Source organism: Heliomarina baculiformis (assembly GCF_019966545.1).
Lineage (GTDB): Bacteria > Pseudomonadota > Alphaproteobacteria > Rhodobacterales > Rhodobacteraceae > Heliomarina > Heliomarina baculiformis.
On record NZ_JAIMIC010000007.1, the window covers coordinates 308,889 to 328,267 of the forward strand.

The window sequence follows — 19,379 nt, forward strand, 5'->3', positions numbered from 1 at the left end:
GGGTCGCCGGTGGCCACTTTCCATTACGAAGCTTCGTTCTGACCGATATTTGCCGTCAGGATTGAGAGTGCTTTATCAACATTTCGTTGGCAACGGCGGCGGATTCCAAGGAGCGCTGCGCGTCGCAGAGTTTGGAAAGTTCCTTTGGATCGACGGAAAAAAAACAAAGCTGCCGAGCTGCGGTTCGAAAACAAGCAGGCCTTCCATCTCGCGACGGTTTATCGCTTTGCGTACAGGCGGGCAACTGACCTGAAGTTTCGAGGCGATTCGCGCTTCGGAAAGTTGGCTTCCGAGGTCCAAGTCATCCGAGATGATCAAGTTCCGTAGGGCTTCGGAGACCATTTCTTTCTAAGATTTAAGGCGCGAAATGGATCTCATACGGGTCTTCTCTCCGAGACTTTGGTCCACACCTGACGGCATACAAAATGCCCGATGTTCGAAAAGTGGACTCAAGCGTATTTTGCGCCCCGGTGATCTGATTGTGGGGGATATCGATGGCTGTGTTCTTGTACCCATCGGGCATGCCGAAGCGGTGCTGGAGACGGCGCGAGAGATAGATGAGCGCGAGGCGGAGCAGGCCGGCTGATCATCGAAACGGGATCCACGAAGAAAGGTCTTGAGAAATACTGGCGTATCTCATCCGGTAGCTTAGAGCTGATTCAGCTGTCGCGTGCGTTGGCAATCGCAGGTTCAGCATCCGTAAACTCCGATCGCAGACCAGCCCTGCGCCATTAGTAGAAACGAACCCGCGCTTCGCTTTTCGGGCGTGGCTAACCATAGAGAAGGCGATATGGCACCAGAACTACTATGTCTCGGAGAGCCGCTGCTGGAGTTCAACCAACGGCAAGATGGCACCTATCTGCCTGGACATGGCGGTGACACATCCAACTGTGCCATCGCTGCTGCCCGACAAGGCGCCAGCGTCGGTTATGTGACCCATGTCGGTGCGGATACCTTTGGGGACAGTTTCATAAATCTGTGGGCCGAAGAGGGAGTCGACACCAAGACGGTTCGGCAGGTTAAAGATGCGCATACAGGTGTCTATTTCGTGACCCACGGCCCCGACGGACATCAGTTCAGTTATTTCCGTGAGGGCTCTGCCAGTTCCCGTATGGGACCAGCGGACTTACCTGTTTCTGCTCTCAAATCGGCAAAGATCCTGCATGTCTCGGGTATTAGTCAGGCGATTTCGCAGACGGCGGCGGACGCGGTTTTCGAAGCGATCGATATCGTGAGATCTGCAGGGGGGAGGGTGTCCTACGATAACAACCTGCGGCTCAAGCTCTGGCCGATTGCCCGCGCGCGGGCAGTTACCCATGCAGCTATGGCGATGTGCGATATAGCATTGCCCGGTCTTGATGATGCGCGGCAGCTGACAGGACTGGATGACCCTGACGCGATTACGGATTTCTACCTTGATCTCGGTGCGGAAACCGTTGCCCTGACTCTTGGCGAGGAGGGCACTCTTGTTGCGACCACAGAAGAACGGCGCCGTATCATCGGTCGTCGGGTAAAGGCGGTCGACGCCACGGCGGCGGGTGATACGTTTGACGGCGCATTCCTTGCCCGCATTCTTGCAGGCGACGACCCTTTCGAAGCTGCAAACTATGCCAATGCCGCTGCAGCTTTGTCGACACAGGGTTATGGGGCCGTCGTGCCCATGCCGCGTCGAGAGGCCGTGCTTGAATTTTTATCGGAGTGCTGAATGAAGTTGGTAGTCGTTATCGGCGGTTCTCGCGGCATTGGAGTCGCAGCGACCTTTGTTCAATAGGGCTGGTCCGTAAACGCGACCGGCGTAACACGCGAAGAGGTCCAAGCTTTTTGCTACCTCAACGCGTGGGATCGAGACCGCGGTGCTTGATGTGACCGACAACTATGCTGATCCGTTTGGGAAGACGATTGGCTATGAAAACGTCTTTTCCAAGATCGACGTGAGTCGAGAGCACTATGAGAGGGTTGGTCTGGGCGGAGATTACGTGGATCAATTTGCTAGTTAGTAAACTGTGATCGAGCAACTCCGCACAGCTCAGGCTGCACGTTGTGACCATGATTTTTTCCAGCGCGTGAGATCGTTCTCGAACAGCGAACTGCTCTTTTCGCGATCATTCCCTCAGTATACATTCTAGCGATGGAATGGATCATCTCAGAAGAGCTTGTCCCTTATCAGGACGCGCTGGACTTTATGGAGGCGCGGGCGGGTGCCATCGCCTCGGGTACCGCTGGGGAGTGTATCTGGCTGCTTGAGCATCCGCCGCTCTACACAGCAGGAACAAGTGCGAACCCGAAGGATCTCAAGGAGCCGGACCGTTTTCCTGTGATTCCGACGCGACGCGGCGGGCAATACACATATCACGGACCCGGCCAGCGCGTAATTTACGTGATGCTCGATGTCGGACGGCGCGGCCGGGATGTACGGCGATTTGTTCAGCAACTCGAGGACTGGGTTATCCGGGCCCTTCAGGAGTTCAATATTACAGGGCATATCCGTGAAGGACGTGTTGGCGTATGGGTCGAAAGGCCCGACAGGCCTAAGGGTTTCGATGGATTGGTGCAGGAAGACAAGATTGCGGCCATCGGGATACGCTTAAGGAAATGGGTCAGTTTCCATGGCATCTCGATCAATGTAGACCCCGATCTTTCGCATTTCTCGGGGATCGTGCCCTGTGGAATCGCAGAGCACGGGGTTACCAGTCTCGTTGATCTGGGTATGCCAGTGACGATGGAGGATCTCGATGTTGCGCTTATGCGGTGTTTCAAGGAAGTTTTTGAAACTCATAACGCCGAGGTTTGACGCGACGCTGAATAGTCAGCGGCCGTCGAAAAGCTCGTCTAGTACGTCGAGCACAAGATTAGGCTGATCGTAAAACATGAGCTGCCCGGCGCCGGGAACGATACGAACCTCGACGTTTTCCCGTCCTTTCATGGTATCAACCACGCTTTGTGCGGATACTACGGGGTCGATTTCGCCATTCAGGAAGATGCTGCGGGTCTTATTTTTACCGAGCTGGCCGCCCCAGTCCCGAACGACAAAATAGCTGTCGGTTTCAAAACCGGCCTGTCCCTGTTCAACTGTGAACCTAAAGCCAGATTGCAGCAGGTCGGCAAGTTGGTATTTTTTAATAATACCGTTGTCCCATGTGCCGGGGGCAAAAAGGGAGTTCATGAATTCTGTCACCTCTTTCCCGTCGATTTGCGCAATACCTGCACGCAGGACGGTCGGCAGTAAGGCGGGGGCAAAACGTGCGGTGTAGGCGACGACGCGCTGCCTTGGCGGCATGCTACGGAACTGGCTCAGACGAGTGATGGGAGCATTGCCGGAAACGCTTAGCGTGCCGGCAACGAGGTCGCCCAGCCGAGTGGCAACAGTATGTGCATATAGACTGCCACCCAAGTGGCTCATAATGACGGGCCGGTCGAGTTCGAACTTTTCGATGAGTTCCTTGGTATGAAGGTAGGCGATATCGACGGCCTGATCGATACGATCAACGGGCGTCGATTTTCCGAAACCCGCGCGCACCGGCATTAGAACCTGAAAGTTCCGGTCCATGAATTCCGCCGCATGCCGTTTGAGCGGGGCTGGTCCGTCTATCATGCCGTGAAAGAAGATCACCGGGCGAGCAGAGCTGCTTCCGATCCGGAAGAGCTGCATCGTCATGCCGGTGGATTCCATCTCCAGGAGTTCGAAGGGCAGATCAATGTTGATGCTTCTGTTCTTTACCTGAGCGTCGTTCGTATTGATCAGGAAGACGACAAGGCGAATGAGATCCACCTGACTGGGAGCCCCGGTCTTTGAAAGGACGGATTTGGCTTGATTGCGAACCGTGTGTTCGGACCTGCCGGTTTGTTCGGCGATCTGCTTTAGGTTGTTGCCGCCCAAGAGATTTCTGACAAGTTCCACTTCTGCCCGGGATAGGCCAAAGGAACTGACAAGCATGTCGCCAGCAGAGTCGCTCCACTGAAATTCGAGGCCCTCGATTGCAACAAGCAAAGTGGGTGTGCCGTGCTCGGTCGGAACGGGCACGATACGCGCCATGAGATGCCGCGGTGTCAATGCGCTCGAAAGAACAACGGGAGGAACTGCGGCGCGCTTCAGTCGCGCCGATGCGAAAAGTTGTTGCACAAGTTCCACGGAAACAGGGGTCAGCTCGGCGAGCATATCGTCCAGTTCAATGGCCCGGCCCAGCAGCTGCTTTGCAACATGACTCGCCGCCACCGACTTGCCTTCTGAATCGAAAAGGAGGGAGAAAACTGGAGACGCGGCAACTTGATCACTGACATTTGCCTTGGGGGGCGCGACCCGGCCAAGCTGTTCGAGAATATTGTAAGCGCGGGCGAAGTGCGCTTCGAGTTCCGGATCAACGTCCAGGTCGATCGTGCTTGGTGGTTCACTGCCGTCCTTGAGTGCTTCCTGATCCTCAAGCACCGCCTGAATATGGTCTCCCCAAGCATCCATGAACGAATCATAAAAGTCCGGCCTTATGACAGACTCATAGATCGCAGCGACGACTCGTTCCCGCGTCGTGGCCTCTGATTGGTAACTTTTGGGTGAGTCCCGAATGATGCAATATCCCTATGAGTTGCGGGCTGCGGCTTAAACTTGTTCGAAACAACTTTGGTAAACGGCTTTTGACCCATTTGGGTCATGGCAAAAATATGCCGTCAGGTTAACAATATTTTATCGTTCCTTTCGTGAGTGGCGATCATTTCAGTGACAATTTCAGGGCTATTTTTCCGCCCGTACCCATTTCAATACCTTCTACCGCTCCGGGTAACCGGAGCGGTTTTTAGCTTTCTATGTTACTGAGAACTTGTGTCAAAGTATGGAGATGTCAACTTCCGAAGTGTCTTAGTGACCGATGAGTTTCGGATTCTCGCAGATCAGGTCACCGTATTCGAACTCAAGAGTCGTATGACTGATACTAAACGTGTCGAGCAAGAGTTGCTTGATGTCCTGCTTGATCCGTGTTTGCTTGATCAGATCGGACTCGGCGATGAGCACATGGGCTTGAAGCGCGGTTTCTGACTCCTCCATCTGCCAGAGATGCAGGTGATGGATACCTTCGACGCCGGGCGTCTTCAAAATTGCTTCAATAACTTCTTCAGTATGGATGCCGGGCGGGCTACCCAGCATCAGCACCCTGATGACACCACCGATTTCCGCGTAGACATGCCACAGGATGTATCCCGCGATCATCAGCGTTACAACGGGGTCAACCCAGTCCCAGCCCAACACGATAACAGCAAAACCGGCGATGATGACGGCGACCGAGCCGAGAGCATCCGCAAGGTTATGGAGGAAAGCCGCTCTGATGTTCATGCTTTCCTTTGACAATCTGTAGGTTAGCGCAGCGGTCACCAGATCGATGACAAGTGCAATGGATGCAATCGAGACGACCATCCAACCAGCAATGGGCTGCGGATCCAACGCACGCATGACCCCCTCGTACCCGAGGTAGAGTGCAATAACGACAAGCGTTGTATAATTGATGAGAGCGGCCACGACTTCGGCGCGTCCGTAGCCAAAGCTCATATTCGTGTCTGCCGGACGGCGCGCAATCTTGCGGGCCACGAATGCGATGATGAGCGAGATCGCATCCGAGAAGTTGTGCAATGCGTCGGCAATCAGCGCGAGGGAGCCGGAAAGTATCCCGCCAACTACCTGAGCAAGCGTCAGAAGCATGTTTACCGCGATGGCCCAAGCGACCTTGGCGTCGCCAGCATCGGGATCGATGTGGTGGTGGTGATGGTGATGGTCAGAATGATCGTGTGGCATTTCGGGTCCTGGTACTTGTGCAGGCTCAAGGTAATTGCTCTAGTAACTAGAGGTTCAAGAGGTGATCCGAATGTTTTCGATAGGCCAGCTTTCCCGCCGAACAGGGGTGAAGGTTCCGACGATCAGATATTACGAAGATCGGGGTCTTCTCCCGCAGCCCGAGCGTTCATCCGGCAACCAGCGGCGCTATGATGAACATACACTGAAGCTGCTGAAGTTCATCAGGCATACCCGTCAGCTGGGTTTGCCGCTGGAAGATGTATCTGAATTGATTTCCTTGCAGGAACAGAGTGGACCGGCGCTTTCAAAGGCCCATGAAATCGCATTGCGCCAGCGCGATCTTCTGCGTGAGCGTATTGAAGAGCTGCAGAAGCTGGAGGCGGAACTTGAGCGGATTTCGAATGCATGCACGCATCCTCATCTCGAAGCGGAGCATGCGGGGGAATGTGCCGTCCTAAACGGCTTCTCGGATCACGGTTCATGCGAGCATGCGCACAGGAGCTACCCGGTCGGAAGAAATCTGCCCAGAAAGACGGGCTAGTCCAGAGCCTTGCGGATCTTGTCTGCAACCGCCGCAATCTGATCCAGATCTCCCATCTGGCCCGGAGGACGCAGTACGTCGCCCTGACGGCGGGGCAGGATATGAAAGTGGAGATGAAATACTTCCTGTCCGCCGGGCGCCTCATTGAACTGCTGAATGGTCACGCCTTCGGCATCCAATCCCTTCATCACGGCCTTGCTGACTTTTTGAACGGTGTTCATAACGCTGGCCAGTTGTTCAGGGCTGGCGTCGAGAACATTCCGGCAGGGGGTCTTTGGTATGACAAGACAATGACCATCAGCCCTTGGTATGATATCCATGAAAACAAGCGTGTCGTCATCTTCGAAAACGCGTGTCGCCGGCAGCTCGTCCCGCAGGATTTTTGCAAAGATATTGTCGTCCTGATAATCGGCCATCTCGTTTTCCCCTGCAAGAAATCACGTGTCTCAACCCGTTTCTATTGGTCGTGACGAGCGGGTCAAGCGGCAAAACCCATCAAGGGGGCGCGTCAATATATCTTACTCTGGGACGATTTACGCCATTGAAGCACCAGTCAGGTCATTCTAAAACCTGCATGAATATGCAAGCGGCCGGAACAGGGCTGCGCGCCCATAGCCCATAGCTAACCAGGAGGTGCCCGATGGCAGACGCAGCCATTCACGGCCACGAACACGAGGACACACGCGGGTTTTTCACGCGCTGGTTCATGTCCACAAACCACAAGGACATCGGGGTACTCTACCTCATAGTGGCCGCAATTGTTGGTTTCATTTCAGTAGGCTTTACCGTTTTCATGCGGCTCGAGCTTTTGGAGCCCGGCGTTCAGCACATGTGTCTCGAAGGCGCACGTCTGTTCAGTGATGCGGCGCGCGAATGTACGCCGAACGGTCATCTCTGGAACGTTCTGATTACGGGCCACGGCATCCTGATGATGTTCTTCGTGGTGATTCCTGCGCTCTTCGGCGGATTCGGCAACTATTTCATGCCGCTGCAAATCGGCGCGCCGGACATGGCATTCCCGCGGATGAATAACCTCTCCTTCTGGATGTATGTTGCCGGTACAAGCCTTGCGGTCTGTTCGGTTCTGTCGCCGGGTGGCAACGATCAGCTTGGTGCTGGCGTGGGCTGGGTGCTTTATCCCCCGCTCTCTGTCCGTGAAGGCGGTATGGCGATGGACTTCGCCATCTTCGCGGTTCACCTTTCCGGTGCGTCTTCGATTCTTGGTGCGATCAACATCATCACCACCTTCCTGAACATGCGTGCCCCCGGCATGACCCTGTTCAAGGTGCCGCTGTTCGCCTGGTCGATCTTTGTAACGGCTTGGCTGATCCTTCTGTCGCTGCCGGTTCTGGCGGGCGCGATCACCATGCTGCTGATGGATCGTAACTTTGGCTTCACCTTCTTCGATCCGGCCGGTGGCGGTGACCCGATTCTGTACCAGCACATTCTCTGGTTCTTCGGTCACCCCGAGGTGTACATCATCATCCTTCCCGGATTTGGTATCATCAGCCACGTGATCGCAACGTTCAGCCGGAAGCCGGTGTTCGGTTACCTGCCGATGGTCTGGGCTCTGATCGCGATCGGCGCGCTGGGCTTCGTTGTCTGGGCGCACCACATGTACACTGTCGGTATGTCGCTTCATCAGCAGGCCTATTTCATGCTTGCGACGATGGTCATTGCGGTGCCAACAGGGGTCAAGGTGTTCAGCTGGATTGCCACCATGTGGGGCGGTTCCATCGAGTTCAAGACTCCAATGCTCTGGGCGTTCGGCTTCCTGTTCCTCTTCACCGTTGGCGGTGTGACCGGGATCGTGCTCAGCCAGGCTGCTGTCGACCGTTATTATCACGACACCTACTATGTCGTGGCGCACTTCCACTACGTTATGAGCCTTGGTGCCGTGTTCGCGATCTTTGCGGGTATCTACTTCTATTTCCCCAAGATGACCGGACGCATGTACCCGGAATGGGCAGGTAAGGTGCACTTCTGGACGATGTTCATCGGTGCCAACCTGACTTTCTTCCCGCAGCACTTCCTTGGCCGTCAGGGCATGCCGCGCCGCTATATCGACTATCCCGAGGCGTTTGCCTACTGGAACGCTTGGTCGAGCTGGGGTGCTTTCCTGTCCTTCGCGTCGTTCCTCTTTTTCTTCGGCGTCATCATCTACAGCCTGCGGGCAGGCGCCAAGGTGACCGAAGCCAACCCGTGGAACGAATATGCGGATACGCTGGAATGGACTCTGCCGAGCCCGCCGCCCGAGCATACGTTCGAGATTCTTCCGAAGCAGGAAGACTGGGACAAGCACCACGCGCACTAAGCGCTGGGGACGCACAAAAAATCAGGAGCCCCGGCATTTGCCGGGGCTTTTTTTCATATTCGGCCATCGAAAGTTCAGGTTTTATCGGCCAAGAGAACTGAACTGGCCCTATGCATTCAGACAAGGCGCTCTCGATGCCATACCAATGGGAAAGTCAGGAAGAACCCGTCCGGACCCTCAAGCTTTGGCCGCATCAAAGCCTGCAGCCAAGGGGGTTCGTCATATTCATCGGCGCTACCTGCGGGATGCTTCTTTTGCCGCTTTTAGCATTGTTGGGAAGCGTACTGCTTTGGCTATTGCTTCCATTCCTTGCAGCAGCCGTTTTCGGAATATGGTTCGCGATTGGAAAGAACCGAAAGAACGCGCGGATTCTGGAAATCCTGACGCTTACAGATGACTTGGTACGTCTCGAAAGACACACGCCCAAAAAGGACGTTAAAGAGTGGGAATGCAACCGGTACTGGGCCCGCCCGCAGATGCATGGAAAGGACGGCCCGGTACCATACTACGTGACGCTAAAGGGAGCGGGCCGAGAAGTGGAAATCGGTGCGTTTCTGTCCGAAGACGAACGTCGGGCGCTTTTCGATGACCTATGCCGGATCCTGCCGAGCAGAGCCTAGACATATGGCGCTTGTTTGGGTTTATCTCACCCCGAGCAGAGCCGGTCCTTAACCAACGGACCTACTTTTCCGAAATCCATCTGACCCGTGTAGCGGGATTTCAATTCCGCCATGACCTTACCCATGTCCCGGATGCTTTCTGCTCCGGTGGTATCAATGGCCTTATCCACGGCCTGGGTCATCTGACCTTCGTCAAGCTGCGGTGGCAGGAATTCTTCGATAACCTTCATCTCTGCCAGTTCACGGTCAGACAGATCGAGGCGGCCGCCTTCCTCGTAAGCAATCGCGCTTTCATGGCGTTGCTTCATCATCTTTCCGAGGATTGAAAGCACTTCCGCGTCGCCGACCCCATTAGCTTCGCTGTCATCGCTCCGCGCGGCAATGTCTTGATCTTTGATCGCCGCGTTAATGAGCCGGAGCGTAGAAAGCCGGGTCGCTGCCTTGTCCCGCATTGCCTGTTTCAGGGCATCATTCACCCTAGACCGCAAGTCCATCTTTTGTCCCATCCCCATGGATCATGAAGTCTCTCACTTTACTAAAAGCGTGTAGTTCTGACAATATCGCTTTCGCGACGTAACTTTTTCCTTAACTTTAACCCGGCACGGCGACTGCGGGTTGACCACGGCTGCGCCGCCTCATAGTACTCCATGAATTTGCCGAAATCGGAGTCGTATCATGGTCGCCACAGCCCCCGCGAAGCCTACTGCATGTCTCGCACTTGCCGATGGGACAATCTTTTACGGTGTCGGTTTCGGAGCAGTCGGTCAGACAGTGGCCGAGCTTTGCTTTAACACGGCGATGACCGGGTACCAGGAAATCATGACTGACCCTTCTTATGCAGGTCAGATCGTGACTTTTACCTTCCCGCATATCGGTAATGTGGGCGTGAACCCGGATGATGACGAAACCGGCGATCCGGTCGCCGCAGGCATGATCGTCAAGTGGGACCCAACAGTCGCTAGCAACTGGAGAAGCGCTGACGAACTGAAAGTCTGGCTTGAAAGACGCGGTCGGATTGCAATGGGGGGCGTTGACACGAGACGTCTGACCCGCGCGATCCGCCAGCAAGGAGCACCGCACGTTGCACTGGCGCACGATCCCGAAGGCAACTTCGACATTGAGGCTCTTGTTGCTGCCGCGCGCGCTTTCCGCGGGCTGGAGGGCATGGATCTGGCGAAGGATGTGACCTGCGCGCAGTCCTACCGTTGGAATGAAATGCGTTGGGCATGGCCGGAAGGCTACGCCGCGCAAACAGACCCGAAGTACAAAGTCGTTGCCGTCGACTATGGCGCAAAACGCAACATCCTGCGCTGCCTTGCCAGTGTTGGCTGTGACGTGACGGTTCTCCCGGCTTCGGCGACAGCGGAAGACGTACTTGCGCACAATCCTGATGGATTGTTCCTGTCCAATGGGCCCGGGGATCCTGCGGCGACCGGTGAGTACGCCGTACCCATGATTCAGGAAGTGATCGGAAAAACGGAACTTCCAGTGTTCGGCATTTGCCTTGGGCACCAGATGCTGGCGCTCGCACTCGGTGCCAAGACGGTCAAAATGAACCACGGTCATCATGGTGCCAACCACCCCGTAAAGGATCTTGAAACCGGTAAGGTGGAAATCACCTCCATGAACCATGGTTTTGCTGTTGATGCCCAGACGCTACCGAATGGCGTTCGTGAGACTCATCGTTCGCTGTTCGATGGTTCCAACTGCGGTATTCGCATGACTGATCGACCGGTCTGGTCCGTTCAATACCACCCCGAGGCAAGTCCGGGGCCGCAGGACAGCTTCTATCTTTTCGAAAGGTTCGCGGAGGCAATGAAAGAACGCGCGTCCGCCTGAGAGAAATACCGACGGATAACCAAGGAAAAATTTACCTCTCTTTAAGGTTAACCAGCCAACTCTGCCCTATCCGGCTCGGGAGGCAGGTTACCCATGGAAAGAGGTCCCTTGGTTCACGATGGTGGTGCCAATACTGCCGAACGGATGCCAATTGGCCGCCACTTGGTCGAAAACGGATCGATCACCTCTTCGCAACTGGTAGCCGCGCTTCAGCTTCAGACAACAATCAACGCACCCTTGGGTGAAATCCTTGTCGCCGAAGGCATCGCGAAGACGCAGGATGTCGAAAAAGGCCTTGCGCAGCAGTTCGCGCTGCCTAAAGCGGACTTTGATAAAGAACCAATAGACACGGAACTGTGCAAGTCTCGACCGCCGCGTTTCTGGGTTCGAAACCGTCTTCTGCCTTGGAAGAATGACGGCGAACGCGTCCTGATTGCCACGGAACGCCCTGATCGATTCGATGACCTTCGCGGCAGTCTTGAAGCGAATTTCGGATCTCTCGCACCGGCGCTTGGCGAATCCGACGATATTACAAGAACTATCGGCTTGTTGTTCGGGCGCCACCTGGCCCTCGAAGCCAATGAACGGGTTGCGGCTGAATTCAGTTGCCGGAGCTGGCATTGGAGCGCGCGCCTGATTTTACCTCTTCTCCTCGTGGCTGTCGGAACAGGCTTCTATAACTTTCCGACACTCGGATATTTCTTGGCCACTCTTGTCGCGCTTTCTGCTCTCGTTCTGTTTGCTTGTCTCAGGTTCACGGCGTTCATAGCTCATATGACTGACAACGACCTTCTTGCCGTGCCGCGTGGCCGGACCGTGGTGCAGGCAGAGAACCTGCGCAAACCAAAAGTTTCAGTCCTTGTTCCCCTTTATCGGGAAAAAGAAATCGTAAAAACGCTGGTGGCCCGGCTTAGTCGTCTGACGTACCCAAAGGCGGTTCTTGAGGTGCTTTTGGTCCTGGAAGAACGGGATGATGTGACCCGGCGTACACTGGCCGAAACAACCTTGCCCAGATGGATGCGTGTCGTGGAGGTTCCCGCAATCGGCGGCATCAAAACGAAGCCACGCGCGATGAACTATGCGCTGGACTTCTGCGGGGGCGAAATCGTGGGAGTTTGGGATGCCGAGGATGCACCGGCTTTTGACCAAATCGAGCGCGTCGTCGAAAGGTTTGCATCGGCGCCCGATGATGTTGTCTGTCTTCAGGGGGTGCTGGATTATTACAATCCACGGACCAACTGGATTTCACGCTGCTTTACTATCGAATACGCCGCCTGGTTTCGTGTCATCCTGCCGGGACTCGCACGCCTCGGTCTGATCGTTCCGCTCGGCGGTACAACACTTTTTTTTCGCAGGGACAAGCTGGAAGAGCTTGGAGGATGGGACGCTCACAACGTGACCGAAGATGCTGATCTTGGCGTACGGCTTTCCCGGTGCGGATACCGCACGGAAATGATCGATACCGTGACCTATGAGGAAGCGAACTGCCGGGTCTGGCCATGGATAAAACAGAGATCGCGATGGCTAAAGGGATTCATGGTCACATATGTCGTTCACATGCGGCGTCCTTTGAAGCTCTACCGCGACATTGGTCCCCTCAAGTTCCTAAGCTTTCAGGCGTTCTTTCTCGGCACTCTCAGCCAGTTCCTGTTGGCCCCTTTCATCTGGACCTTCTGGCTCTTTCTATTTGGCATTCCGCACCCCTTGGAGGGATTCGCACCCTATGAGTATCTCCTAGGCGTGATGCTGTTCTTTTTCTGCATCGAGTTGATGGGGTTCATCATCGCAATGCTTGCTGTATCGAAATCCGACAGGCGTTTTCTGATGATATGGGTGCCAGCGATGCTGTTGTATTTTCCATTAGGTACAGTCGCCGCGATCAAGGCATTGGTAGAGCTGATGGTGGCGCCGTATTATTGGGACAAGACCCAGCACGGCGTTGTCTTGGCTGACGAATGTGTTTGATCGTCAACCGCGCCTGTCGGCATCCTGTTTCAATCTTGTTTTGAAGGCGACCGAGATATGGTTCTGTAAGGCATGTTCCGCGGAATCCTCATCGCGTTTTTCTATTGCCGCTACAATTTTGCGATGTTCCGCCTGAGCGATTTCACCGCGACCTTCCGCTGCCAAGGAAGTTGTCGCCATCAAGGCCATCGTCCGGTGCACCAGATCCAGTTGTTGCACCAAATATCTGTTGTGCGAGGCAAGCTGTATCTGCTTGTGAAAGCGCCGGTTGGACCGTGCAAGCGCAGGCGGGTCGTGGATCAGGGCGTCGTCCGCCTCTACCATCTCACGCAGAACTGTAATCTCTTCTTCATTCGCGTGGCGGGCAGCAAGGCGGGCGGCCAAGCCTTCCAATTCGCGGCGCACGACATAGAGTTCGGCCATCTGGTTGTGATCCAGTGAAGCCACGATGAGCGAACGGCCGTCTCGGGCCAAGAGTGATTGCGTTTCGAGCCGCTGCAAGGCTTCGCGGACGGGTGTGCGCGAGACGCCCAGCCGCTCTGCAAGGTCGCTCTCGACCAGCCGATCGCCGGGCTTGTAGTCACCCATGTCAATCGCTTCGAGGATCAGGCTGTACGCATCCGTCTGCGCCGGTTTGGTTTCTTTCATGTGGCCACCGGAAGATTTCATCCCTAGTGTCTACTCGCGGCGCCGTGACCGGATCAAGCCTGCCGTTGAAAACCCGTTGGTGCTGAGCTAGAGCCTCCCAATGATCAAAACGTCATTCAGCCATGTCGAGACTTGGGTCTTTGATCTCGACAACACTCTTTATCCGCCCTCTGCGCGCCTCTTTGACCAGATCGAAGTCCACATGACCAAATATGTCATGGATACGCTTTCCGTGGACGCTGAGGAGGCTGACAAGTTGCGCTCGGAATACTGGCGCACCTACGGAACCACTCTTGCAGGGCTTATGAGGGTTCACGGGGTCGATCCAGGGCCGTATCTGACCAAGGTGCATGAAATCTCCTTTGATTGTCTCGAAGAAGACCAAGCCTTAGCAGCAGCAATTGCCGCATTACCCGGAAGGCGCATCGTGTACACAAACGGTACACGGCCATACGCGGAAAACGTACTAAAGGCGCGCGGCCTGAGCGAGGTATTCGATGGTATCTATGGCGTCGAGCATGCGCAGTTTCTTCCAAAACCTGAACGCGAGGCCTTTGAAATGGTGTTTGCTCTCGACGGTCTGAACCCAGCGCGGGCGGCGATGTTCGAAGATGATGCCCGCAATCTTGTGGCGCCGCATGCGATGGGCATGCAAACTGTTCACGTTGCACCTGATCGTCTGGAGGCGGACCACATACATCACCATACCGACGATCTGGCATCATTCGTTGCCAGACTTATCTAATGTGACATAGCAACGGTGAAAGCCGTCTCGATAACATGGAGAGAGGATAGCCATGCCGGAACAAAGCGACGTTCTCGTTTCGGGTGGAGGTATCGCTGGCTTGACCGCTGCAGCCGTTTTCGGGGCAATGGGCTATGACGTGATATGCGTCGATCCGGCTCCACCGATAACGTCGCGCGATGCGTCGGGCTCAGACCTTCGCACCACGGCGATCCTGCAACCTGCCAAAGCTTTGCTTGAGAAATTCGGGCTGTGGCAGTGTTTGGCCCCTCATGCCATGCCACTGCGCGTCATGCGAATTGTCGATGCCGGCGGTGAGGCTTCCGAGCCGAGAGTGGTCCGGGAATTTCGAGCTGACGAGATTTCTGATCAGCCATTCGGATGGAATCTGCCGAACTGGTTGCTGCGGCGAGAATTCCTTTCCCAGTTTGCGGATCTGCCTTCCGTCAGTTTCCGACCCGGAGTCAGTACGAATTCGCTCTTTACCCGATCCGGCGAAGCGCGTGTCGGATTAAGCGACGGTTCAAAGGTTTCCACGCGTCTTGTCATTGCTGCCGATGGACGAAATTCGTTTACCCGTGAGGCCGCGGGAATTGCTATTACTAAAAGGCACTATGGCCAGAAGGCGCTGGCCTTTGCTGTGACGCACACTCTGCCACACGAAAGCGTTTCGACCGAAATCCATCGAAGCGGCGGACCTTTTACACTGGTCCCACTGCCGGATCACGAAGGAAAACCATCCTCTGCTGTCGTCTGGATGGAGACCGGACCAAAGGCGCAGGAACTGCATGCGCTTTCTGACGATGCCTTTGAAGTTGCCGTGAATGAAAGAGCCTGCGGTCTGATGGGTGAAATTCATCTGGCCACCGGCCGGGCGCTTTGGCCAATTACGAGTCAGCACGCAGAAACCATGCAGGCAGAACGAGTCGCCCTGATGGCCGAGGCCGCCCATGTCGTTCCGCCCATCGGCGCTCAGGGACTTAACATGTCACTTGCCGATTTGCGCTGCCTGACGGAACTGGCCGAGAAATACCCGGACGATCTTGGATGTGCCGACATGCTAACGGCCTACGACAAGGCACGCATGAGCGATATCCGGTTGCGCGTTCAAGGGATCGATCTGCTGAACCGGGCATCAATGGCGGATGCCCGAGCTCTGCGGGATGTCAGGGCCGCCGGGTTAAGCGCCCTTTATGCACTCCCCCAGATCCGGCACATGCTTATGCGCATGGGGCTTGGCGTTGCTTAGATCACCTGGTCGAGAACCTTCTTGAGCCGGGCCAGAGTAGCATCGACATCGTAAAGCTTGTCGAGACCAAAGAGGCCAAGTCTGAAGGTCTGGAAGTTTTCGGGCTCGTCGCATTGAAGCGGCACACCGGCGGCGATCTGCATTCCCTTCGCGGCGAAGGCGCGTCCGGATTGTATGTCGGGCGAGTCGGTGTAGCTGACGACGACACCCGGCGCGCCAAATCCATCGGCTGCCACAGAGACAAGGCCTTTGTCAGCGAGCATAGCGCGAACGCCTTCGCCCAGTTTCCACTGCGCTTCCCGCAGACGGTCGAAACCATAGCCACGCGATTCCATCATGGTGTCCCGAAAATCGCAGAGCGCGTCAGTCGGCATCGTGGCATGATAGGCGTGCCCGCCGTTTTCATAGGCGGCCATGATCTGCCGCCACTTTTTGAGATCAATGGCAAAGCTGTCGGATCTTGTCTCTTCCAGCCGTGCCAGTGCCTCTGCAGACATCATCACGAGACCCGCCGAAGGAGATGAACTCCACCCCTTTTGCGGCGCGCTGATCAATACGTCGACGCCTGTTGATTTCATGTCTACCCACGCACAGCCGGACGCAATGCAATCCAGCACCACCAGTGCACCGACCTCATGCGCGGCATCCGCGAGTGACGAGACATAATCGTCCGGCAGGATGACACCTGCCGAAGTTTCCACATGAGGCGCGAAGACAACCGAGGGCTTTTCCCTGTGTATCGTTTCAACAACCTCATCGATCGGGGCTGGTGCGAAAGGTGAGGGGGAAACGTTGCCAACCGGCCGCGCCTTCATGACCGTGGCCGAAGATGTCAGGCCACCTGTTTCGATGATCTGGCTCCAGCGATAGGAAAACCATCCATTGCGCACAACCAGCACGTCCTGCCCCCGTACGAACTGGCGCGCCACGGCTTCCATTGCATACGTACCGCCACCGGGGACGATAGCCACGCCGTCGGCCTGATAGACTTCCTTCAGCCCATCGGAAAGATCCCGCATGACTTTCTGGAATTTCATGGACATGTGGTTCAGCGATCGGTCCGTAAAAACGACCGAGAATTCTTCCAATCCGTCAGGATCTACAGTCTCAAGCAAAGCTGGCATGGAATGTCCTTTCTGAACCTGCCTCATCTGATAGCGATCAGCGAGACGATTGGCAAAACCTCTGTGATCACCCGAGGGGGCCGGGCAGCCTTTCTTCGCTCAGCAGAACATTCGCCTCAAGATCGCCGGCACCGGGAAGTGTCATTATCCTGCGCCTGAGGATGCGCTCGAAGTCAGACAGATCGCGGGCCACGACCCGAAGACGGAAATCGTAGAGACCGAGCACGTGCTCGACTGTCTGCACCTCGGGAATCGCGCTGACCGCTCTTTCGAAATCGGCAAGACTGGGCTGTGCCTTGCGGGCGAGTTTGATGCCCACGAAAACAGTGACGCCAAAACCAAGCGCCTCGGCGTTGAGGCGAAGCTGGCGCCCCTTCAGGATGCCAGCGTCTTCCAGCCGGCGAATGCGCCGCCACGTTGCCGGTTGCGAAAGGCCGAATTTGCGACCCAACGCGCTCGCGGTTTGCGTGGCGTCCTGAACCAGCGCACTCAGCAGTTTGCGATCGATATCGTCAATTTCCGTCATACTGGCAGAACCTTGTCGGATTTGATCCGCGCGATATGCATAAGGGCTTCTATGTCGGCGACATGGGGCAGGGTGAGAATCCTGTCACGATACAACGACTGATAATGAGCCAGATCTTTTGCGATCACAGAGAGTCTGACGTCGACCCGACCCAAAAAAGTCTGGATCTCGAGAACTTCCGGGACCTTCCGTGCCTCTGCAAGAAATTCGTCAAACGCGCGAGGTTCCGCTTTTTCCAAGGTGAATCGAAGGCTTACTTCGACCGTATAGTCAAGAGCCGCCCAGTCGATGATTGCTTCCTGGCCAAGGATGATCCCGTTGCTTTCCATCTTTTCGAGCCGTCGCCAACACATTGCAGGCGTTACTCGCGCCCTGTCTGCCAGTTCGGAGACAGAAAGACTCGGTTCAGCCTGGAACTGGCGGAGAATGCGGCGGTCGATGTCATCTAGCATGAATATACCGAAAATCTAATGATCTACGAATGATACTTCCTCTTGCTCTTAAATACTCAAGGAAACTGATATCGCAACAACGATATCGGCGGCGTAGACAGGGCGACATCTGAGACGCTGCGGAAAAGGAGCTACCGATGCGTGTGTATTATGATCGTGATTGCGATATTAACCTGATCAAGGACAAGAAAGTTGCCATTCTGGGTTACGGGTCGCAGGGCCATGCCCATGCGCTGAACCTGCGCGACTCTGGCGCCAAGAATCTTGTCGTCGCTCTCCGCGAAGGTTCGCCTTCGGCAAAGAAGGCTGAGGGTGAAGGTCTTACGGTTATGGGGATCGCCGAAGCAGCGGCATGGTGCGACCTGATCATGTTTACCATGCCCGATGAACTGCAGGCCGAGACCTACAAGAAATACGTGCATGACAACCTCAAGGAAGGTTCGGCAATCGCATTTGCACATGGTCTGAACGTGCATTTCGGTCTCATCGAGCCCAAGCCCGGTGTCGATGTCATCATGATGGCACCAAAGGGCCCGGGTCACACGGTGCGCGGCGAATACACCAAAGGCGGCGGTGTTCCCTGTCTCGTGGCCGTACACAACGATGCCTCCGGCAAGGCGCTGGAACTGGGCCTGTCCTACTGTTCCGCCATTGGCGGTGGTCGTTCCGGTATCATCGAAACCAATTTCCGCCAGGAATGTGAAACCGACCTGTTCGGCGAGCAGGCCGTTCTCTGCGGTGGTCTGGTCGAGCTGATCCGCATGGGCTTCGAAACGCTGGTCGAAGCCGGGTACGAGCCCGAAATGGCCTATTTCGAGTGTCTGCACGAAGTGAAGCTGATCGTCGACCTGATCTACGAAGGTGGCATCGCCAACATGAACTACTCGATCTCGAACACTGCCGAATACGGCGAATATGTCTCGGGTCCGCGTATTCTTCCTTACGACGAAACAAAGGCACGCATGAAGGCGGTTCTGACCGACATTCAGAACGGCAAATTCGTCCGTGATTTCATGCAGGAAAACGCTGTTGGTCAGCCCATGTTCAAGGCAACGCGCCGCCTGAATGATGAACACCAAATCGAACAGATCGGTGAAAAGCTGCGGGCCATGATGCCGTGGATTTCCGCAGGCAAGATGGTCGACAAGGCCAAGAACTGATCGAGCATATTGCTTGAAAGAAAAGGCGCCCAGTTTGGGCGCCTTTTTTGTAAGTGACAGTCTGAAATGACTGGAATAAATCTAGCGGAACAGGTTTAGCCTGCTTTAGCTTGATGCTCCATGTGGATGAACTTGCAATCGCAATAGGGGCATTCGACCCAGCCTGTATCCCGCGGGATGCTCAACCAGACACGTGGATGACCGAGGGCACCTTCGCCGCCGTCACATGCAATGCGATAGCTGTCCACCACCTTGGTTTCAGGCGCTTCGATGGTCATGGTCTCTGGTATCCTTCTGAGCTGGATTTCTTGGCTCTTTTATGTGTCAGTAAAGCCAACGCTGCAAGGCCCCGATTGTCGCGGTTACTGGAGTATCAGGGCTCTCGCCAGCTTGGACCGGCTTGTTGATTCTTCACGTCGAAGC

General features: G+C 55.5%; 20 protein-coding genes. 10 read left to right on the plus strand and 10 right to left on the minus strand.

The genetic code is table 11. The features are described from left to right. Positions 1 to 75: 75 nt before the first annotated feature. Complete coding sequence (locus MF268_RS25495; RefSeq protein WP_420485443.1) at positions 76 to 342, minus strand: GntR family transcriptional regulator; 267 nt, start codon at positions 340 to 342, stop codon at positions 76 to 78. A gap of 448 nt (positions 343 to 790) precedes the next feature. Between MF268_RS25495 and MF268_RS17790 the strand changes: the two genes are divergently transcribed. Both MF268_RS17790 and lipB read left to right on the plus strand, forming a co-directional pair. Then, entirely contained in the window at positions 791 to 1,705 is a 915-nt protein-coding gene (locus tag MF268_RS17790) for a sugar kinase (RefSeq protein ID WP_238372206.1), read from the plus strand. Between the two features lie 423 nt (positions 1,706 to 2,128). Next, complete coding sequence (gene lipB / locus MF268_RS17795; protein ID WP_238372207.1) at positions 2,129 to 2,791, plus strand: lipoyl(octanoyl) transferase LipB; 663 nt, start codon at positions 2,129 to 2,131, stop codon at positions 2,789 to 2,791. A 15-nt stretch (positions 2,792 to 2,806) separates the two neighbouring features. Here the strand turns inward: lipB and MF268_RS17800 are convergent, their stop codons facing one another. Beyond that, positions 2,807 to 4,453 carry a bifunctional helix-turn-helix transcriptional regulator/alpha/beta hydrolase gene (locus MF268_RS17800; RefSeq protein WP_238372208.1) on the minus strand — a complete coding sequence of 549 codons (1,647 nt, stop codon included), beginning with the start codon at positions 4,451 to 4,453 and terminating at the stop codon, positions 2,807 to 2,809. 393 nt (positions 4,454 to 4,846) lie between these two features. Further along, positions 4,847 to 5,773 (minus strand): cation diffusion facilitator family transporter, encoded by a 927-nt coding sequence (locus MF268_RS17805; protein WP_238372209.1) that lies wholly within the window; start codon positions 5,771 to 5,773, stop codon positions 4,847 to 4,849. Positions 5,774 to 5,843: 70 nt separating this feature from the next. Between MF268_RS17805 and MF268_RS17810 the strand changes: the two genes are divergently transcribed. Further along, entirely contained in the window at positions 5,844 to 6,314 is a 471-nt protein-coding gene (locus MF268_RS17810; protein ID WP_238372210.1) for a MerR family transcriptional regulator, read from the plus strand. Here MF268_RS17810 and MF268_RS17815 read toward each other — a convergent pair. After that, complete coding sequence (locus MF268_RS17815; RefSeq protein ID WP_238372211.1) at positions 6,311 to 6,730, minus strand: HIT family protein; 420 nt, start codon at positions 6,728 to 6,730, stop codon at positions 6,311 to 6,313. The genes MF268_RS17810 and MF268_RS17815 overlap by 4 nt on opposite strands. A gap of 224 nt (positions 6,731 to 6,954) precedes the next feature. Here MF268_RS17815 and ctaD point away from each other — a divergent pair, with 224 nt between their 5' ends. Then, the gene (ctaD, locus tag MF268_RS17820) at positions 6,955 to 8,628 is read left to right on the plus strand and encodes a cytochrome c oxidase subunit I (RefSeq protein WP_088631806.1); all 1,674 of its coding nucleotides are present in this window, start codon (positions 6,955 to 6,957) and stop codon (positions 8,626 to 8,628) included. 134 nt (positions 8,629 to 8,762) lie between these two features. Beyond that, positions 8,763 to 9,248 carry a DUF2244 domain-containing protein gene (locus MF268_RS17825; RefSeq protein ID WP_238372212.1) on the plus strand — a complete coding sequence of 162 codons (486 nt, stop codon included), beginning with the start codon at positions 8,763 to 8,765 and terminating at the stop codon, positions 9,246 to 9,248. 26 nt (positions 9,249 to 9,274) lie between these two features. On the opposite strand, the gene MF268_RS17830 is transcribed toward MF268_RS17825, so the two are convergent. After that, complete coding sequence (locus MF268_RS17830; protein ID WP_238372213.1) at positions 9,275 to 9,742, minus strand: GatB/YqeY domain-containing protein; 468 nt, start codon at positions 9,740 to 9,742, stop codon at positions 9,275 to 9,277. A 181-nt stretch (positions 9,743 to 9,923) separates the two neighbouring features. Between MF268_RS17830 and carA the strand changes: the two genes are divergently transcribed. Further along, positions 9,924 to 11,087, plus strand: a complete 1,164-nt coding sequence (gene carA, locus MF268_RS17835; RefSeq protein WP_238372214.1) for a glutamine-hydrolyzing carbamoyl-phosphate synthase small subunit — start codon at positions 9,924 to 9,926, stop codon at positions 11,085 to 11,087. 93 nt (positions 11,088 to 11,180) lie between these two features. Next, entirely contained in the window at positions 11,181 to 13,052 is a 1,872-nt protein-coding gene (locus MF268_RS17840) for a glycosyltransferase (protein ID WP_238372215.1), read from the plus strand. Positions 13,053 to 13,055: 3 nt separating this feature from the next. Here MF268_RS17840 and MF268_RS17845 read toward each other — a convergent pair whose 3' ends face one another. Then, the gene (locus MF268_RS17845; RefSeq protein WP_238372216.1) at positions 13,056 to 13,700 is read right to left on the minus strand and encodes a GntR family transcriptional regulator; all 645 of its coding nucleotides are present in this window, start codon (positions 13,698 to 13,700) and stop codon (positions 13,056 to 13,058) included. A 100-nt stretch (positions 13,701 to 13,800) separates the two neighbouring features. On the opposite strand from MF268_RS17845, the gene MF268_RS17850 reads away from it, so the two are divergent. Both MF268_RS17850 and MF268_RS17855 read left to right on the plus strand, forming a co-directional pair. Then, complete coding sequence (locus MF268_RS17850) at positions 13,801 to 14,445, plus strand: pyrimidine 5'-nucleotidase (RefSeq protein WP_238372217.1); 645 nt, start codon at positions 13,801 to 13,803, stop codon at positions 14,443 to 14,445. Positions 14,446 to 14,497: 52 nt separating this feature from the next. Next, positions 14,498 to 15,694 carry a UbiH/UbiF family hydroxylase gene (locus tag MF268_RS17855; protein ID WP_238372218.1) on the plus strand — a complete coding sequence of 399 codons (1,197 nt, stop codon included), beginning with the start codon at positions 14,498 to 14,500 and terminating at the stop codon, positions 15,692 to 15,694. Here the strand turns inward: MF268_RS17855 and MF268_RS17860 are convergent. The 3 genes from MF268_RS17860 to MF268_RS17870 form a co-directional block, all read right to left on the minus strand. Further along, complete coding sequence (locus tag MF268_RS17860) at positions 15,691 to 16,818, minus strand: aminotransferase class V-fold PLP-dependent enzyme (RefSeq protein WP_238372219.1); 1,128 nt, start codon at positions 16,816 to 16,818, stop codon at positions 15,691 to 15,693. The two genes, MF268_RS17855 and MF268_RS17860, sit on opposite strands and share 4 nt — an antisense overlap. A gap of 67 nt (positions 16,819 to 16,885) precedes the next feature. Next, the gene (locus MF268_RS17865; RefSeq protein ID WP_238372220.1) at positions 16,886 to 17,344 is read right to left on the minus strand and encodes an Lrp/AsnC family transcriptional regulator; all 459 of its coding nucleotides are present in this window, start codon (positions 17,342 to 17,344) and stop codon (positions 16,886 to 16,888) included. Next, a complete protein-coding gene (locus MF268_RS17870; protein WP_238372221.1) occupies positions 17,341 to 17,796 on the minus strand; it encodes an Lrp/AsnC family transcriptional regulator in 456 nt (151 codons plus the stop codon). The genes MF268_RS17865 and MF268_RS17870 overlap by 4 nt, the downstream gene beginning before the upstream one ends. A gap of 137 nt (positions 17,797 to 17,933) precedes the next feature. Here MF268_RS17870 and ilvC point away from each other — a divergent pair, with 137 nt between their 5' ends. Beyond that, positions 17,934 to 18,956, plus strand: a complete 1,023-nt coding sequence (ilvC, locus tag MF268_RS17875; RefSeq protein ID WP_088631814.1) for a ketol-acid reductoisomerase — start codon at positions 17,934 to 17,936, stop codon at positions 18,954 to 18,956. A 95-nt stretch (positions 18,957 to 19,051) separates the two neighbouring features. Here ilvC and MF268_RS17880 read toward each other — a convergent pair whose 3' ends face one another. Further along, a complete protein-coding gene (locus tag MF268_RS17880) occupies positions 19,052 to 19,234 on the minus strand; it encodes a zinc-finger domain-containing protein (RefSeq protein WP_238372222.1) in 183 nt (60 codons plus the stop codon). Between the last annotated feature and the right edge of the window lie 145 nt (positions 19,235 to 19,379).

Excerpts from the sequence above, each read along its gene's own strand:
- MF268_RS17865 (WP_238372220.1), bottom strand. The coding sequence starts at position 17,344 with ATGACGGAAATTGACGATATCGATCGCAAACTGCTGAGTGCGCTGGTT.
- MF268_RS17800 (WP_238372208.1), bottom strand. The coding sequence starts at position 4,453 with ATGGATGCTTGGGGAGACCATATTCAGGCGGTGCTTGAGGATCAGGAA.
- ilvC (WP_088631814.1), top strand. The coding sequence starts at position 17,934 with ATGCGTGTGTATTATGATCGTGATTGCGATATTAACCTGATCAAGGAC.
- carA (WP_238372214.1), top strand. The coding sequence starts at position 9,924 with ATGGTCGCCACAGCCCCCGCGAAGCCTACTGCATGTCTCGCACTTGCC.
- MF268_RS17810 (WP_238372210.1), top strand. The coding sequence starts at position 5,844 with ATGTTTTCGATAGGCCAGCTTTCCCGCCGAACAGGGGTGAAGGTTCCG.
- MF268_RS17860 (WP_238372219.1), bottom strand. The coding sequence starts at position 16,818 with ATGCCAGCTTTGCTTGAGACTGTAGATCCTGACGGATTGGAAGAATTC.
- MF268_RS17840 (WP_238372215.1), top strand. The coding sequence starts at position 11,181 with ATGGAAAGAGGTCCCTTGGTTCACGATGGTGGTGCCAATACTGCCGAA.
- MF268_RS17880 (WP_238372222.1), bottom strand. The coding sequence starts at position 19,234 with ATGACCATCGAAGCGCCTGAAACCAAGGTGGTGGACAGCTATCGCATT.
- MF268_RS17825 (WP_238372212.1), top strand. The coding sequence starts at position 8,763 with ATGCCATACCAATGGGAAAGTCAGGAAGAACCCGTCCGGACCCTCAAG.
- MF268_RS17870 (WP_238372221.1), bottom strand. The coding sequence starts at position 17,796 with ATGCTAGATGACATCGACCGCCGCATTCTCCGCCAGTTCCAGGCTGAA.
- MF268_RS17855 (WP_238372218.1), top strand. The coding sequence starts at position 14,498 with ATGCCGGAACAAAGCGACGTTCTCGTTTCGGGTGGAGGTATCGCTGGC.
- MF268_RS17845 (WP_238372216.1), bottom strand. The coding sequence starts at position 13,700 with ATGAAAGAAACCAAACCGGCGCAGACGGATGCGTACAGCCTGATCCTC.
- MF268_RS17805 (WP_238372209.1), bottom strand. The coding sequence starts at position 5,773 with ATGCCACACGATCATTCTGACCATCACCATCACCACCACCACATCGAT.
- MF268_RS17830 (WP_238372213.1), bottom strand. The coding sequence starts at position 9,742 with ATGGACTTGCGGTCTAGGGTGAATGATGCCCTGAAACAGGCAATGCGG.
- lipB (WP_238372207.1), top strand. The coding sequence starts at position 2,129 with ATGGAATGGATCATCTCAGAAGAGCTTGTCCCTTATCAGGACGCGCTG.
- MF268_RS17850 (WP_238372217.1), top strand. The coding sequence starts at position 13,801 with ATGATCAAAACGTCATTCAGCCATGTCGAGACTTGGGTCTTTGATCTC.
- MF268_RS17815 (WP_238372211.1), bottom strand. The coding sequence starts at position 6,730 with ATGGCCGATTATCAGGACGACAATATCTTTGCAAAAATCCTGCGGGAC.
- ctaD (WP_088631806.1), top strand. The coding sequence starts at position 6,955 with ATGGCAGACGCAGCCATTCACGGCCACGAACACGAGGACACACGCGGG.
- MF268_RS17790 (WP_238372206.1), top strand. The coding sequence starts at position 791 with ATGGCACCAGAACTACTATGTCTCGGAGAGCCGCTGCTGGAGTTCAAC.
- MF268_RS25495 (WP_420485443.1), bottom strand. The coding sequence starts at position 342 with ATGGTCTCCGAAGCCCTACGGAACTTGATCATCTCGGATGACTTGGAC.